General features: G+C 68.9%; 14 protein-coding genes. 10 read left to right on the top strand and 4 right to left on the bottom strand.

The genetic code is table 11. The annotated features are described in order from the left end of the window. Positions 1 to 3 precede the first annotated feature (3 nt). The 10 genes from murD (at position 4) to HPS01S_RS21955 (ending at position 11,250) form a co-directional block, all read left to right on the top strand. Positions 4 to 1,806: a UDP-N-acetylmuramoyl-L-alanine--D-glutamate ligase gene (gene murD, locus HPS01S_RS07750; protein ID WP_066153518.1), complete on the top strand. Its 1,803-nt coding sequence runs from the start codon at positions 4 to 6 to the stop codon at positions 1,804 to 1,806. A 53-nt stretch (positions 1,807 to 1,859) separates the two neighbouring features. Then, the gene (gene ftsW / locus HPS01S_RS07745; RefSeq protein WP_084397188.1) at positions 1,860 to 3,095 is read left to right on the top strand and encodes a putative lipid II flippase FtsW; all 1,236 of its coding nucleotides are present in this window, start codon (positions 1,860 to 1,862) and stop codon (positions 3,093 to 3,095) included. Continuing rightward, entirely contained in the window at positions 3,092 to 4,183 is a 1,092-nt protein-coding gene (gene murG / locus HPS01S_RS07740; protein WP_066153512.1) for an undecaprenyldiphospho-muramoylpentapeptide beta-N-acetylglucosaminyltransferase, read from the top strand. Before ftsW ends, murG begins: the two co-directional genes overlap by 4 nt. Beyond that, positions 4,180 to 5,583, top strand: coding sequence for a UDP-N-acetylmuramate--L-alanine ligase (gene murC, locus HPS01S_RS07735; protein WP_066153509.1), 1,404 nt, complete (start codon positions 4,180 to 4,182; stop codon positions 5,581 to 5,583). The genes murG and murC overlap by 4 nt, the downstream gene beginning before the upstream one ends. A 14-nt stretch (positions 5,584 to 5,597) precedes the next feature. Beyond that, the gene (locus HPS01S_RS07730) at positions 5,598 to 6,551 is read left to right on the top strand and encodes a D-alanine--D-alanine ligase (protein ID WP_241559697.1); all 954 of its coding nucleotides are present in this window, start codon (positions 5,598 to 5,600) and stop codon (positions 6,549 to 6,551) included. A gap of 10 nt (positions 6,552 to 6,561) precedes the next feature. Next, complete coding sequence (locus HPS01S_RS07725; protein WP_066153507.1) at positions 6,562 to 7,353, top strand: cell division protein FtsQ/DivIB; 792 nt, start codon at positions 6,562 to 6,564, stop codon at positions 7,351 to 7,353. Positions 7,354 to 7,366: 13 nt separating this feature from the next. After that, positions 7,367 to 8,596, top strand: a complete 1,230-nt coding sequence (ftsA, locus tag HPS01S_RS07720; RefSeq protein WP_066153502.1) for a cell division protein FtsA — start codon at positions 7,367 to 7,369, stop codon at positions 8,594 to 8,596. A 158-nt stretch (positions 8,597 to 8,754) separates the two neighbouring features. Next, a complete protein-coding gene (gene ftsZ, locus HPS01S_RS07715) occupies positions 8,755 to 9,963 on the top strand; it encodes a cell division protein FtsZ (protein ID WP_066153500.1) in 1,209 nt (402 codons plus the stop codon). Positions 9,964 to 10,127: 164 nt separating this feature from the next. Further along, the gene (lpxC, locus tag HPS01S_RS07710; RefSeq protein WP_066153498.1) at positions 10,128 to 11,051 is read left to right on the top strand and encodes a UDP-3-O-acyl-N-acetylglucosamine deacetylase; all 924 of its coding nucleotides are present in this window, start codon (positions 10,128 to 10,130) and stop codon (positions 11,049 to 11,051) included. Between the two features lie 22 nt (positions 11,052 to 11,073). Next, on the top strand, positions 11,074 to 11,250 hold the full coding sequence (locus HPS01S_RS21955) for a hypothetical protein (protein ID WP_169803934.1): 177 nt from the start codon (positions 11,074 to 11,076) through the stop codon (positions 11,248 to 11,250). A 117-nt stretch (positions 11,251 to 11,367) separates the two neighbouring features. Here the strand turns inward: HPS01S_RS21955 and ruvC are convergent, their stop codons facing one another. The 4 genes from ruvC to HPS01S_RS07690 are packed head-to-tail and all read right to left on the bottom strand — an operon-like array spanning position 11,368 to position 14,323. Then, positions 11,368 to 11,916, bottom strand: a complete 549-nt coding sequence (ruvC, locus tag HPS01S_RS07705; protein ID WP_066153495.1) for a crossover junction endodeoxyribonuclease RuvC — start codon at positions 11,914 to 11,916, stop codon at positions 11,368 to 11,370. A 10-nt stretch (positions 11,917 to 11,926) separates the two neighbouring features. Further along, entirely contained in the window at positions 11,927 to 12,913 is a 987-nt protein-coding gene (locus HPS01S_RS07700; protein WP_066153493.1) for a phosphatidate cytidylyltransferase, read from the bottom strand. 7 nt (positions 12,914 to 12,920) lie between these two features. After that, positions 12,921 to 13,538 carry a lysophospholipid acyltransferase family protein gene (locus HPS01S_RS07695; protein ID WP_066153490.1) on the bottom strand — a complete coding sequence of 206 codons (618 nt, stop codon included), beginning with the start codon at positions 13,536 to 13,538 and terminating at the stop codon, positions 12,921 to 12,923. Next, entirely contained in the window at positions 13,535 to 14,323 is a 789-nt protein-coding gene (locus HPS01S_RS07690; protein ID WP_066153487.1) for a transglycosylase domain-containing protein, read from the bottom strand. The genes HPS01S_RS07695 and HPS01S_RS07690 overlap by 4 nt, the downstream gene beginning before the upstream one ends. Between the last annotated feature and the right edge of the window lie 5 nt (positions 14,324 to 14,328).

The raw sequence follows: 14,328 nt of genomic DNA, 5'->3' as shown, positions 1-14,328 counted from the left end.
ACGATGAACGCCCTTCAAAACCAACACGTCCTGATCCTCGGCCTCGGCATTTCCGGGCTGTCGATGGCGCGCTGGTGCGTGCGTCATGGGGCACAGGTCACCGTGGCCGACACGCGCGAGAACCCGCCGTCGCTGGCGGCGCTGCGCGCCGAGTGCCCGTCGGTCGATTTCGTGCACGGTGCCTTCGACGAGACCCTGCTGGCGCGCGCGGCCTGGAACGTGATCGCGCGCAGCCCCGGCCTGCCGCCCGAGCAGCTGGCGCCCGCCCGCACCTGGGCGCAGTCGCACGGGGCGGCCTTCGTCGGCGAGCTCGACCTGTTTGCCCAGGCGCTGTGCGACCTGTCGCAGCGCGAGGAGCTGCCCTATCGCCCGAAGGTGCTGGCCATCACCGGCACCAACGGCAAGACCACCGTGACCTCGCTGACCGGCCTGCTGCTGCAGCGCGCCGGGCTGCGGGTGGCCGTGGCCGGCAACATCGGGCCGGCGCTGCTGGACGTGCTGTCCGCGTCGCTGGACGCGGAGCGCGAAGCCGTCGCACAGGACGCCGCCCGCGCGGCGGAGGAAACCGCACAGGACCCCGCCGAAGTGGTGCAGGACACCCCGGAGGTGCCCGCCAGCGCCGAGGCTGACGATGGCGCGGAAGAGGGCGTGGAAGAGAGCGTGGAAGAGGGCGACGCGCTGCAGGACGCCGCAGCCGCGGCCGACGACGAAGGCCCGACCCTGCTGGTGCCGCCGCCCCCGCCGGAACCCGAGCCGCCCCACCTACCGCAGGCCTGGGTGCTCGAACTCTCCAGCTTCCAGCTCGACGGCACCGCCGGTGGCGCTTGGGACCAGGTGCCCACCGCCGCCACCGTGCTCAACATCACCGAAGACCACATCGACTGGCACGGTTCGATGGTGGCCTACGCCCAGGCCAAGGCCGCCGTGTTCGGCGTGCGGGCGCTCATGCTGCTCAACCGCGAGGACCCGCTGGTGGCCGCCATGGCGCCGGGCATGGTCACGGTCAAGATCGGTGGCCGCAACCGCCAGCAGCCGGCCCGCCCCTGGACCAGCTTCGGTCTGGACACCCCGGTGCGCGCGGGCGACTGGGGCATCGAGTCGGTCAATGGCATGGACTGGCTGGTGCGGGCGCTGGCCCTGGACGAAACCCGCCAGCGCGGGCGTGGCCAGGACGCCGGCGAAGAGATCTACTTCCAGCGCCTGATGCCGGTGGATGCGCTGCGCATCCGCGGTCGCCACAACGCTGCCAACGCGCTGGCGGCGCTGGCGCTCGCCACTTCCACCGGTGCGCCGCTGGCCCCGATGCTGCACGGCCTGCGCGAGTACCGCGGCGAGCCGCACCGCGTTGAGCCCATCGGCATCCTGGACGACGTCGAATACTTCGACGACAGCAAGGGCACCAATGTCGGCGCCACGCTGGCCGCCATCCGCGGCCTGGGCGTCGACCGGCGCCTGGTTGTCATCCTCGGCGGCGACGGCAAGGGCCAGGACTTCGGCCCACTGGCCGAGCCGCTGGCCCGCCACGCACGCGCCGTGGTGCTGATCGGGCGCGACGGCCCCAGGATCCGCGAGCAGATCGCCGAGGCGCTGCAGCAGGCTGGCGTGCCGATGGTCGAGGCCGAGACGATGCCCGGCGCGGTGACCCTGTCCGCCCAGCTGGCCCAGGCCGGGGATGCGGTGCTGATGTCGCCCGCCTGCGCGAGTCTGGACATGTTCCGCGACTACAAGCACCGTGCCGACGTGTTCATTGAGGCGGTGCGTGCGCTGGCCGATGAGCGCGGTGTGATGCTGGGAGGGGAGTCGTGAAGGCCGCCCTCGCCAGCTTCCTGCAGCGCCTGCGCACCACCCTGGGCGGCAAGATGCCCGCGCTCGTGGGCCTGGGCAACGCGCTCGGCACCGATGGCCTGCCGGTGCGCCTGTCCAGCCGGACCTACGCCGGCCTGCGCCAGCGGCCCGTGCGCGAGCTGGGCTTCGACCAGCCCCTGCTGTGGGTGGTGGTGGCCCTGCTGGCCTGGGGCCTGGTGATGGTCTATTCGGCCTCCATCGCGCTACCCGACAACCCCCGCTTCGCCAACTACGCCCAGACCCACTTCGCGCTGCGGCACGGCCTGTTCATCGTGATCGGTCTGGTGGCCGCGCTGATCGCCTTCCAGGTGCCCATGCAGACCTGGGAGCGTTACGCGCCCTGGCTGTTCGCGCTGGCACTGCTGCTGCTGGTGGTGGTGCTGATTCCCTTCATCGGCAAGGGCGTGAACGGCGCCCGCCGCTGGATTCCGCTGGGGGTCATCAACTTCCAGCCCTCCGAGCTGGCCAAGCTCACCATCCTGCTGTACGCCGCCGACTACATGGTGCGCAAGATGGACGTGAAGGAGCGCTTCTTCCGCGCCGTGGCGCCGATGGCCGTGGCATTGGCCGTGGTGGGCATGCTGCTGCTGGCCGAGCCCGACATGGGCGCGTTCATGGTGATCGTGGTGATCGCCATGGGCATCCTGTTCCTGGGCGGCGTCAACGCCCGCATGTTCTTCCTGATCGTGCTGGTGGTGGTGACCGCGTTCGCCCTGATGGTGATGATGAGCGAGTGGCGGCGCGAGCGCATCTTCGCCTACCTCGACCCCTGGTCCGAGCAGTACGCGCTGGGCAAGGGCTACCAGCTGTCGCATTCGCTGATCGCCTTCGGCCGTGGCGAGATCTTCGGTGTCGGCCTCGGCGGCAGCGTGGAGAAGCTGCACTGGCTGCCCGAGGCGCACACCGACTTCCTGCTCGCGGTGGTGGGCGAGGAGTTCGGTCTGGTGGGCGTGACGATCATCATCGCCGCCTTCCTCTGGCTGGTGCGCCGCATCGTGCTGATCGGGCGCCAGGCGATTGCGCTGGACCAGGTGTTCGCCGGGCTGGTGGCCCAGGGCGTGGGGCTGTGGATCGGCTTCCAGGCCTTCATCAACATCGGCGTGAACCTCGGCGCCCTGCCCACCAAGGGCCTGACCCTGCCGCTGATGAGCTACGGCGGCTCGGCCATCCTGCTGGAGCTGGTGGCGCTGGCCATCGTGCTGCGGGTGGACCACGAGAACCGCCTGCTGATGAAGGGAGGCCGCTCATGAGCAGCGTCCACCAGGGTCAGCCCTGCGCCCTCATCATGGCCGGCGGCACCGGTGGCCACATCTTCCCGGGCCTCGCCGTGGCCGAAGCGCTGCGCGAGAAGGGCTGGCGTGTGCACTGGCTGGGTTCGCCGGGCAGCATGGAAAGTCGCCTGGTGCCGCCGCGCGGCATTCCGCTGGAACTGATCGACTTCGGCGGCGTGCGTGGCAAGGGTCTGTCGACCCTGGTGCTGCTGCCGCTGCGCCTGCTCAAGGCGTTTGCGCAGGCCTTCACCATGGTCGGGCGCGTGAAGCCCGACGTGCTGGTGGGCCTGGGCGGCTACATCACCTTCCCGGGCGGCATGATGGGCGTGCTGCGCGGCAAGCCGCTGGTGCTGCACGAGCAGAACTCGGTGGCCGGCATGGCCAACAAGGTGCTCTCGGGCATCGCCGACCGCGTGTTCACCGCCTTCCCGAACGTGTTCAGGAAGGCCGAGTGGGTGGGCAACCCGCTGCGCGCCGAGTTCCTGCGGCAGGCCGCCCCCGCGGAGCGCTTCTCGGGTCGCAGTGGTCCGCTGCGGCTGCTGGTGGTGGGTGGAAGCCTGGGCGCGAAGGCGCTCAACGACACCGTGCCGCAGGCGCTGGCGCTGCTGCCCGAGGACGAGCGCCCGGTGGTGGTTCACCAGAGCGGCGAGAAGCAGATCGAGGCGCTGAAGGCCAACTACGCGGCGGCCGGCGTGCAGGCCGAGCTCACGCCTTTCATCGACGACACCGCCGCAGCCTTTGCCCATGCCGACCTGATCGTCTGCCGGGCCGGCGCTTCCACGGTGACCGAGATCGCCGCGGTGGGTGCCGCCGCACTGTTCGTGCCTTTCCCGCATGCGGTCGACGACCACCAGACCACCAACGCCCGTTTCCTCGTCGAGGCGGGTGGCGCCTGGCTGGTGCCGCAGACCGAGCTCACGGCGCAGTCGCTGGCCGAGCGCCTGCGCTCGGTGAACCGTGCACAACTGATGGAGATGGCCACCAAGGCCAAACAGATGGAAAAAACACAGGCCGTGGCCGCCGTGGTGACGGCCTGCGAGCAACTCGCGAAGGTGAAGGCGTCATGAAGCACGCGATCCGGCACATCCATTTCGTGGGCATCGGCGGCTCGGGCATGAGCGGCATCGCCGAGGTGCTGCTCAACCAGGGCTACGTGGTCTCGGGCACCGACCTGGGCGAGAACGCGGCCACGCGGCGGTTGGTCTCGCTGGGCGCCACGGTGCACAAGGGCCACGACGCGAGGTTCATCGAAGGCGCCGACGCCATCGTCACCTCCACCGCGGTCAGGGACGACAACCCCGAGGTGGTCGCGGCGCACGCAAAGCTCATTCCAGTGGTGCCGCGCGCGGTGATGCTGGCCGAGTTGATGCGCATGAAGAAGGGCGTGGCCATTGCCGGCACGCACGGCAAGACCACCACCACCAGCCTGGTGGCCAGCGTGCTGGCCGCCGCCGGCATGGACCCGACCTTCGTGATCGGCGGGCGCCTGAACAGCGCCGGCGCCAACGCGCAGCTGGGCTCGGGCGAGTACATCGTGGTCGAGGCCGACGAGTCGGACGCCTCGTTCCTGAACCTGCTGCCGGTGCTGTCGGTCGTCACCAACATCGACGCCGATCACATGGACACCTACGGGCACGACTTCGGCAAGCTCAAGTCGGCCTTCGTGGACTTCCTGCACAAGATGCCGTTCTACGGTGCGGCCGTGGTCTGCGTGGACGACCCGGCGATCCGAGACATCCTGCCGCGCATCGCCCGGCCGATCACACGCTACGGCTTCTCGGAAGATGCCCAGCTGCGCGCGGTCGACGTGCAGGCGGTCGGTGGGCAGATGCACTTCAACGTGCTGCGCGACGACGGCCAGCCGCCGCTGCCAGTGGTGCTGAACCTGCCGGGCATGCACAACGTGCTCAACGCGCTGGCCGCCATCGGCATCGCCGAGGAACTGGGCGTGCCGGACGCCGCGGTTCAGCAGGCGCTGGCCGAGTTCAAGGGCGTGGGTCGCCGCTTCCAGCGCTATGGCGAGGCCGCGCTGCCCGCGGGCGGCACCGCCACCCTGGTGGACGACTATGGCCACCACCCGGTGGAGATGGCGGCCACGCTGGCGGCCGCGCGCGGCGCCTTTCCGGGCCGCCGCCTGGTGCTGGCCTTCCAGCCGCACCGCTACAGCCGCACCCGCGACTGCTTCGAGGATTTCGTGAAGGTGATCGGCCAGGCCGATGCGGTGCTGCTGGCCGAGGTCTACGCCGCAGGCGAGGCGCCCATCGTGGCGGCCGACGGTCGTTCGCTGGCGCGCGCGCTGCGCGTGGCGGGCAAGGTGGAGCCGGTGTTCGTGGACGACATCGCCGACATGCCGCAGGCGGTGCTGGACAACGCGCGCGACGGCGACGTGGTGCTGTGCATGGGCGCCGGTTCGATCGGCGCGGTGGCCGGGCAGGTGGTCGACCTGGCCGGCAAGGACAAGGTGTGAACGTGGGAGCTGTTGTGAAACCCATCGATGTGAAGGCACTCGGCAAGGTGGCCGTGTTGCTGGGCGGGCGCTCCGCCGAACGCGAGGTCTCGCTGATGTCCGGCACCGGTGTGCTGGCCGCGCTGAAGTCCAAGGGGGTGGACGCGCACGCCTTCGATCCGGCCGAACGCGACCTGTCCGAGCTCAAGCGCGACGGGTTTGACCGCGTCTTCATCGCGCTGCACGGCCGCTTCGGCGAGGACGGCACGGTGCAGGGCGCGCTGGAGCTGCTGGGCATTCCCTACACCGGCTCGGGCGTGATGGCCTCCAGCGTGGCCATGGACAAGCTCATGACCAAGCGCATCTGGATCGCCGAAGGCCTGTCGACGCCGGCCTGGCGCCAGGTGCACAGCGCGGCCGAGACCCGCGCCGCCTTCGAGGCGCTGGGCTCGCCGATGATCGTCAAGCCGGTGCGCGAGGGCTCGACCATCGGCCTGACCAAGGTGACGACCCTGGAGCAGTGCGACGCGGCCTATGCGCTGGCCTCGGGCCAGGACCCGATGGTGATGTGCGAGCAGTTCATCGCTGGAGACGAAGTCACGATTCCGGTGCTCGGCACGGGGGCGTCGGCCCGCGCGCTGCCGGTGATCCGCATCGTGGCGCCCGACGGCAACTACGACTACCAGCACAAGTACTTCACCGACGACACGCAGTACCTCGTGCCCTGCGGCCTGCCCGAGGGCGAGGAAGCTGCGATCCAGGCGCTGGTGCTCAAAGCCTTCCGCGCGCTGGACTGCCGCGGCTGGGCGCGCGCCGACGTGATGATCGACGCCGCCACGCGCAAGCCCTGGCTGCTGGAAATCAACACCTCGCCCGGCATGACCGGCCACTCGCTGGTGCCGATGTCGGCGCGTGCGACCGGCCTGTCCTACGAGGACCTCTGCCTGACCGTGCTGGCGACTGCTTCGCTGGACAACGCCAAGGCCTGAAGCACGCACCATGCAGCACACCGACCTGCCCCTGGACATCCGACTCATGACCGTGGTCACGCGTGGCCTGGTCGTGGTCTTTGTCCTGCTCTGCCTGGGCGCGGTCGGCACCTGGATCGCGCGCCACCCGGCCTGGACCCTCAAGGGCATCAGCGTGCAGGGCGACCTGGGCCATCAGAACGCCGTCGGTCTGCGGGCGCAGCTCGCGACCCCGCTGCGCAAGCTGGAAGGCAGCTTCCTGACCCTGGACCTGCAGCAGGTGCGCCGGATGTTCGAGGCCGTGCCCTGGGTGCGCCACGCCCGGGTGCAGCGCGAGTTTCCCAACCGCTTGCGGGTCACGCTGGAAGAGCACGAGGCCGTGGCCTGGTGGGGCCAGTCCGGCTCGGGCCAGCTGGTCAGCCGCCTGGGTGAGGTGTTCGAGGCCAGCCCCGACGAGGGCGACGGTCTGCCCGAACTGGCCGGGCCGCCGGAGCAGGCGCCGCTGGTGTGGACCCTGTACCAGAGCCTGTCCGAAGAAGTCGCCCGGCTGGACCGGACCCTGGTCCGCCTGGAACTCAACGAGCGCGGCAGCTGGCGCGCCGAGCTGGACAACGGCACCCGCCTGGAACTGGGGCGGGGCAGCAGCGACGAGCTGCTCGCGCGCACGCGCCGCTTCACCACCACGGTGGGACAGCTGGCGCAGCGCTATCCCGGAGCCCTGCAGTCGGTGGACCTGCGTTACCCCAATGGCTACGCCCTGCGCGTGCAGGGCGTGACGACCGTGACCGAAGACACCCCTGCGACCCCAACACGAAACCGCTGAACAGACAACGATCATGGCCAAGGAATACAAGGATTTGGTGGTGGGACTGGACATTGGCACCGCCAAGATCATGGTGGTGGTGGCCGAAGTCCAGGCCAACGGCGAGCTCAAGCTGGCCGGACTGGGGGTGTCCGCCAGCCACGGCCTCAAGCGCGGCGTGGTGGTCAACATCGACGCCACCGTGCAGAGCATCCAGCAGGCGCTGAAAGAGGCCGAGCTGATGGCCGACTGCCGCATTGCCCGCGTCTACACCGGTATCACCGGCAGCCACATCCGCGGCATCAACAGCAGCGGCATGGTGGCCATCAAGGACCGCGAGGTGACCACCGCCGACGTGGCGCGCGTGATCGAGACCGCCAAGGCGATCAACATCTCGACCGACCAGCGCCTGCTGCTGGTGGAGCCGCAGGAGTTCGTGATCGACGGCCAGGAAGTGAAGGAGCCGATCGGCATGAGCGGCATCCGCCTGGAGGCCAAGGTGCACATCGTCACCGGCGCACAGAGCGCGGCCGAGAACATCATCAAGTGCGTGCGCCGCTGCGGCCTGGAGGTCGACCAGCTCATGCTCAACCCGCTGGCGTCGAGCCAGGCCGTGCTGACCGAGGACGAGAAGGACCTGGGCGTGGCCCTGGTGGACATCGGCGCCGGCACGACGGATGTGGCGATCTTCGCCGGCGGCGCGATCCGCCACACGGCGGTGATCCCGATCGCGGGCGACCTCATCACCAGCGACATCGCCATGGCGTTGCGCACGCCGACCAAGGACGCCGAGGACATCAAGGTCGAGAGCGGCTGCGCCAAGCAGCTGCTGGCCGACCCGGACACCCAGGTCGAGGTGCCCGGTCTGGGCGACCGCGGCCCGCGCATGCTCAGCCGCCAGGCCCTGGCCGGCGTGATCGAGCCGCGCGTCGAGGAGATCTTCGCCCTCGTGCAGCAGGTGGTGCGCGACTCGGGCTTCGAGGAGGTGCTGTCCTCGGGCATCGTGCTCACCGGCGGCAGCGCGGTGATGCAGGGCATGGTCGAACTCGGTGAGGACATCTTCCTCAAGCCGGTGCGCCGCGGCGTGCCCCAGTACACCAGTGCCCTGTCTGACATGGTGGCGCAGCCGCGGGCCGCCACCGTCATGGGACTGCTTGAAGAGGCGCGGCTGGCCCGCGTGCGAGGTCACAAGGTGGCGCAGAAGGCGGGCTCGATGCAGAGCGCGCTGGACCGCGTGAAGAACTGGTTTGTGGGGACCTTCTGATGAACACGATCAACACCGGAGCCCGCCGTCTCGACCGCTGCCGCGAATGCACCGGACCGCCTGGCTGAGGGTTCTCCTCGACAGCTTTCAAAACCCCCGTCAATACAATCGAAACCATGCCCGGACCCCAGCGGAAAAGGGCCACACAGGAGAGTGACATGAGCATCGAAATGATCGAAGTGGAAGAGTTCAACATGGGTACCCAGATCAAGGTCATCGGCGTCGGAGGCGGTGGCGGCAACGCGGTGGACCACATGATCGACCGCAACGTCCAGGGCGTGGAGTTCATCTGCGCCAACACCGATGCACAGGCGCTCACGCGCAGTCTGGCCAACCGCACCATCCAGCTCGGTGGCACCGGCCTGGGCGCCGGCAGCAAGCCCGAAAAGGGGCGCGAGGCTGCCGAAATGGCGGTCGACGAGATCCGCACCGCCATCAATGGCGCGCACATGCTGTTCATCACCGCCGGCATGGGCGGCGGCACCGGCACCGGCGCCGCGCCGGTCATCGCCCGCGTGGCCAAGGAGATGGGCATCCTGACCGTGGGCGTGGTGACCAAGCCCTTCGACTTCGAAGGCGGCAAGCGCATGCAGAACGCCGACGCCGGCCTGGCTGAGCTGGAAGCCAATGTGGACTCGCTGATCGTGGTGCTCAACGACAAGCTGCTGGAGGTGCTGGGCGACGAAGTCACGCAGAACGAGGCCTTCGCGCATGCGAACGACGTGCTCAAGAATGCGGTCGGCGGCATCGCCGAGATCATCAACGAGTACGGCAACGTGAACGTCGACTTCGAAGACGTGCGCACCGTGATGGGTGAGCCCGGCAAGGCCATGATGGGCACGGCCACCGCCAGCGGCCCGGACCGCGCCCGCATCGCTGCCGAGCAGGCCGTGGCCTGCCCGCTGCTGGATGGTGTGGATCTGTCCGGCGCCAAGGGCGTGCTGGTGCTGGTGACGGCATCGAAGGACAGCCTGAAGCTCAAGGAGTCGAAGGAAGCGATGAACGCCATCAAGGCCTACGCCGCACCGGATGCGCACGTGATCTACGGCGCCGCCTACGACGAAAGCCTGGGCGACGAGATGCGCGTGACCGTGGTGGCCACGGGCCTGAGCCGCGTCGGCGCCCGCCGCACCGCGCCGCCCCTGCAGGTGCTGCGCACGGGCACCGACAACACCCCGTTCACCGTGCCCACGGTCAATGCCGCGGTGGCCGGCACCGGGGCTGCGCAGCCCAACTACGAGACCATGGCCGTGCCGAGCGTGTGGCGCACCAACCGCACCCAGGCGGCGGCCAAGGTCGATGCGCTGGCCTCGGGCGGCATGGACGACTTCGAGATCCCCGCGTTCCTTCGCAAGCAAGCCGATTGAGGATCCCCCCGCGCCGCCTGCGGCGTCACCCCCCAAGGGTGCAACACCTGCGGCCCGGCGAAGCCGGTTCCGCGGTGTTTGCTTGAGGGGAAGGGCGCTCTCGCATATCGCGGGGATAGTTTTTCTGCTCGATGCGAAGACGTTTGCCAACCTAAAATCGACGGATGCTCGCTCAACGCACCCTCAAATCTCTGACCAAGGCGGTCGGCGTCGGCCTGCACGGCGGACAGCGGGTGGAGCTGACGCTTCGGCCGGCGGCGCCGGACACCGGCATCGTGTTCCGCCGTGTCGACCTGCCCGAACCGGTGGACATCCCGGTCACCGCCGAATCGGTGACCGACACCCGGCTGGCCTCGACCATCTCCAACGGTAGCGTCAAGGTCAACACCATCGAGCACCTGATGAGCGCCTGCGCCGGGCTCGGGCTGGACAACCTCTACATCGACATCACGGCCGAAGAGGTGCCCATCCTCGACGGATCGTCGGCGTCCTTTGTCTACCTGCTGCAGAGCGCTGGCATCGCGTTGCAGAACAAGGCCAAGCGCTTCATCCGTGTGAAGAAGCCGGTCGAGGTGCGCGAAGGTGAGGGGCGCAACCTGAAGTGGGCGCGGCTGGACCCGTTCCACGGCTACAAGCTCGCGTTCGAGATCGAGTTCGACCATCCGGCGGTGAACGCCACCGGCCAGCGCGTCGAGTTCGACATGGGCAGTGGCCGCTATGCGCGCGAGATTGCCCGCGCCCGCACCTTCGGCTTCACGCGAGACGTGGAGATGATGCGATCGCGCGGCCTGGGTCTGGGCGGTGGTCTGGACAACGCCATCGTGATGGACGATGTGAAGGTGCTCAACGCCGACGGGCTGCGTTACTCGGACGAGTTCGTCAAGCACAAGATCCTCGACGCCATTGGCGACCTGTACATCGTGGGCAAGCCGCTGCTGGCGGCCTACAGCGCTTTCCGCAGCGGTCATGCAATGAACAACCAGCTGCTGCGAGCGCTGCTGGCCCAGCCCGACGCCTACGAGATCGTGAGCTTCGAGCACGAGCGCGAAGCGCCGCTGGGCTTCGCCCAGCTCGCACCGGCCTGGTGACCGGCCCCCCCAGCGACCGGCCATGCTGTTGCTGCGCTTCGTCCTGGTCCTGCTGCTGATCGGGTCCGGCGTGTGTTTCGCCGCCTACGCCTTCACCAGCAATCCCCGTTACCTGCGCTGGGGCTGGATGGTGCTCAGAGTGGCGCTGGTCGCGGCGCTCGGCTTCTTCGGCATCCTGTTCCTTGAGCGCATCCTGTAGCTGCGCCACGCATTGATCCGGCGAGGGTGAACCCCATCCAGTGATGCCGTGGAACCGGCTTCGCCGGGCCACAGGCATCGCCCCCTGGGGGGTGACGCCGCAGGCGGCGCGGGGGGGTCAATAGCTCCGCCCACCCTTGTAGGCCGCGTGGGTGCGCGCCCGGGTCGGGGCCACCTTGTTGATCGCCGCCACGCTACGCGCCACCTGTGCGTGGGTGATGCACAGCCCGAGCGCGTCGGCGGCGTCCTTGCCGGGCAGGCCCGGCAGCTGCAGCAGGCGCTTGACCATCTCCTGCATCTGCGCCTTGTCCGCCCGCCCGTAGCCGACCACGGCCTTCTTCAGCTGCAGCGCGGTGTATTCGGCCACCGGCAGGCCGTTGGCCACCAGCGCCGTGAGGCAGCAGCCTCGCGCCTGGCCCAGCAGCAGCGTGGCCTGGGGGTTGACGTTGACGAACACGATCTCGCAAGCCGCCACGCCGGGCTGGTAGCGCTGCACCACCTCGCCTATGCCATCGAACAGGATCTTCAGCCGCTCGGGCAGCAGGGCGCCGTCTTTGGGACTGGTCTGGATGGTGCCGCTGGCGACGTAGTGCAGCGCAGAACCCTCTGCGTCAACCACGCCGAAGCCGGTGCATTGCAGGCCGGGGTCGATGCCGAGGATGCGCATGGCGGGCGGTTCAGAGGTCGAATGTCCAGCGGACCGAGTGAAAGAACACTGGCGCGGCGAAGCACAGGGCATCGACCCGGTCGAGCACACCACTGGCGCCGGTGACCGAGCGGCCGGCGGCACCCCAGTGGGTCACGCCGCGGTCGCGCTTGATGGCCTTCATGACCAGGTGACCGAGCGAGCCGGCCGCGCAGGCGATCAGCGCCATGGCCAGCGCCCGTCCGGGTTTGAATGGCGTCAGGCCGGCGAGCGCGGCGCCCAGCAGACCTCCGGCCACCAGACCGGCGGCCCAACTGCGCCACTGGAAGCTCTCGCTGATGGCCGGGGCCACCGGCCGGTCCAGCCGGCGCGCCACCAGGTGCTGCACCAGCATGCAGGTCTGCACCACCAGCACCAGGAAGACCAGCAGAAAGGCCATCCGGCCCTCGAAGCCGCGGAACTGCAGCAGCAACAGGGCGGGCACGTGACTCATGCCGTAGACGCAGACCATGATGCCCCACTGCAGCTTGGCGTTGCGCTCCAGGAAGCGCTGCGGGTCGTTCCCCAGGGCGCTCACCACCGGGATGGCGAGGAACACGTAGACCGGGATGAACACGGTGAACAGGTTGAACTCGCGGTGCCAGACCAGTGCGTACTGCAGCGGCAGCACGATGAAGAAGGCCAGCACCAGGCTGCGGTGGTCGCCGCGTCGGGTTGGCGAGAGGCTGATGAACTCGCGCAGCGTGAAGAACGAGACGATGCCGAACAGCACGATGGCAACATGCTCACCCGCCGCCCAGGCGAGCCAGAACACCAGGGTCATCAGCCAGGAGTTGCGCAGCAGGGTGGTGTAGTCCTGCAGCCGGTGGTGCAGGCGCTCGTCCACCTCGGACTGCCGCCGCTCGCGCAGCGACAGCAGCACGGCCGCGCCACTGGCCAGGGTGAGCAGCCCGAACAAGACCACGAACAGCAGGCTGACCTGCTGTTCGGCGCTGAGGCTGCGGAGGAAGGAGGTCATGCGGGGCCTACACGTCTCGCAGGGTGATCACGGCGTCCCGGGCGCGCCGCAGGAAATCGGCCCGGTCCTCGTAGGCGCCCAGCTTCAGGGGCTCGCCGAAGGTGACCGAGCACAGCACCGGCACCGGGATCACCTCGCCTTTGGGAATCACGCGCTGCACGTTGTGGATCCAGGCGGGCACCAGCACCACGTCCGGAAAGCGTCTGGCCAGGTTGTACAGCCCGGACTTGAAGGGCTGCGGTTCTTCGCCGTGGCCGCGCGTGCCCTCGGGGAAGATGATCAGCGAGTCGCCGCTGTCCAGTGCGTCGATCAGCGGCTGCAGCGGGTCCTCGTCGCCCTTGCGCTCGCGCTCGACATAGACGGCGTTGAACACCGCGGTGGTGATCCAGCGCTTGAAGGTGGAGGCGGTCCAGTAGTCCCGGGCCGCGATGGGCCGGGTGATGCTGCGCAGCTCGGTCGGCAGGGCGGCCCAGATCAGCACCAGGTCGGCGTGGCTCTGGTGGTTGGCAAAGTAGATGCGCTGTTCGGCCTTGGGGGGGCAGCCGTGCCAGCGCGCCTGGGCGCCGGTGAGCGCGCGCACCAGCCCGAGCAGGAACATGCCCATGGCCTGGGCGCGCCAGTTCATGGTGGACTCACATCACCCATGCGCGCGACGATGGTGGCCGTGCGCCGGGACAGGTAGGCCGAGCCCGGGCGGGTTTCAAAGAACTTGGGGCTGGGCAGCATCACCGCCAGCCGGGCGGCCTCATAGGCACTGAGCTTGCTGGCCGGTTTCTTGAAGTACCGCTGGGCGGCCGCCTCGGCCCCGAACACCCCTTCACCCCATTCGACGCTGTTGAGGTAGATCTCCAGAATGCGGCGCTTGGACAGCAAGGCTTCCAGCGTCAGGGTCAGCACCAGCTCCTGGCCCTTGCGCAGCAGGTTGCGCTCGCCCGAGAGCAGCAGGTTCTTGGCCAGTTGCTGTGTGATGGTCGATCCGCCGAGGATCTTGGCCGGCTTGATGGCCCTGAGCGCGGCCTCCGCGGCCTCGGGTTTCTTCGCCAGCTTCTTCTCGATTTGCTCTTGGCGCTTCTCGATCAGCTCCTGCCGGCGTTCGTTCTTGGCCCAGGCGGCCTCGATGGCCTCCCAGTCCACGCCGCCGTGCTCGGCAAAGCCAGCGTCTTCGGAGGCCATGACCGCGCGCTTGAGGTTCGGACTGATGTTGTCGTAGTCGACCCACTGCGAGGACCAGCGCCATTGCTTGTCGGCGGTGGTCAGGCTCTCGGTCGCCACGCGCCACGCTTCCGAGCGCATGAAGGCCGTGCTTTGCGGATCGACCACCAGCATCAGCGCGATCCGCAGCACGAAGAACAGCTGCAGCGCCACGCCCGCCAGCAGCATCCACAACAACCAACGCCCGAACGAACGCATCACCG

This window comes from Hydrogenophaga pseudoflava NBRC 102511, from assembly GCF_001592285.1.
Classification (GTDB): domain Bacteria; phylum Pseudomonadota; class Gammaproteobacteria; order Burkholderiales; family Burkholderiaceae_C; genus Hydrogenophaga; species Hydrogenophaga pseudoflava.
This window is presented reverse-complemented; position numbering and strand designations above follow the sequence as displayed.

Bases quoted from the DNA above. Each gene is read 5' to 3' on its own strand.
- murD (WP_066153518.1), top strand. From the start codon at position 4: ATGAACGCCCTTCAAAACCAACACGTCCTGATCCTCGGCCTCGGCATT.
- ftsW (WP_084397188.1), top strand. From the start codon at position 1,860: ATGCCCGCGCTCGTGGGCCTGGGCAACGCGCTCGGCACCGATGGCCTG.
- murG (WP_066153512.1), top strand. From the start codon at position 3,092: ATGAGCAGCGTCCACCAGGGTCAGCCCTGCGCCCTCATCATGGCCGGC.
- murC (WP_066153509.1), top strand. From the start codon at position 4,180: ATGAAGCACGCGATCCGGCACATCCATTTCGTGGGCATCGGCGGCTCG.
- HPS01S_RS07725 (WP_066153507.1), top strand. From the start codon at position 6,562: ATGCAGCACACCGACCTGCCCCTGGACATCCGACTCATGACCGTGGTC.
- ftsA (WP_066153502.1), top strand. From the start codon at position 7,367: ATGGCCAAGGAATACAAGGATTTGGTGGTGGGACTGGACATTGGCACC.
- ftsZ (WP_066153500.1), top strand. From the start codon at position 8,755: ATGAGCATCGAAATGATCGAAGTGGAAGAGTTCAACATGGGTACCCAG.
- lpxC (WP_066153498.1), top strand. From the start codon at position 10,128: ATGCTCGCTCAACGCACCCTCAAATCTCTGACCAAGGCGGTCGGCGTC.
- HPS01S_RS21955 (WP_169803934.1), top strand. From the start codon at position 11,074: ATGCTGTTGCTGCGCTTCGTCCTGGTCCTGCTGCTGATCGGGTCCGGC.
- ruvC (WP_066153495.1), bottom strand. From the start codon at position 11,916: ATGCGCATCCTCGGCATCGACCCCGGCCTGCAATGCACCGGCTTCGGC.
- HPS01S_RS07700 (WP_066153493.1), bottom strand. From the start codon at position 12,913: ATGACCTCCTTCCTCCGCAGCCTCAGCGCCGAACAGCAGGTCAGCCTG.
- HPS01S_RS07695 (WP_066153490.1), bottom strand. From the start codon at position 13,538: ATGAACTGGCGCGCCCAGGCCATGGGCATGTTCCTGCTCGGGCTGGTG.
- HPS01S_RS07690 (WP_066153487.1), bottom strand. From the start codon at position 14,323: ATGCGTTCGTTCGGGCGTTGGTTGTTGTGGATGCTGCTGGCGGGCGTG.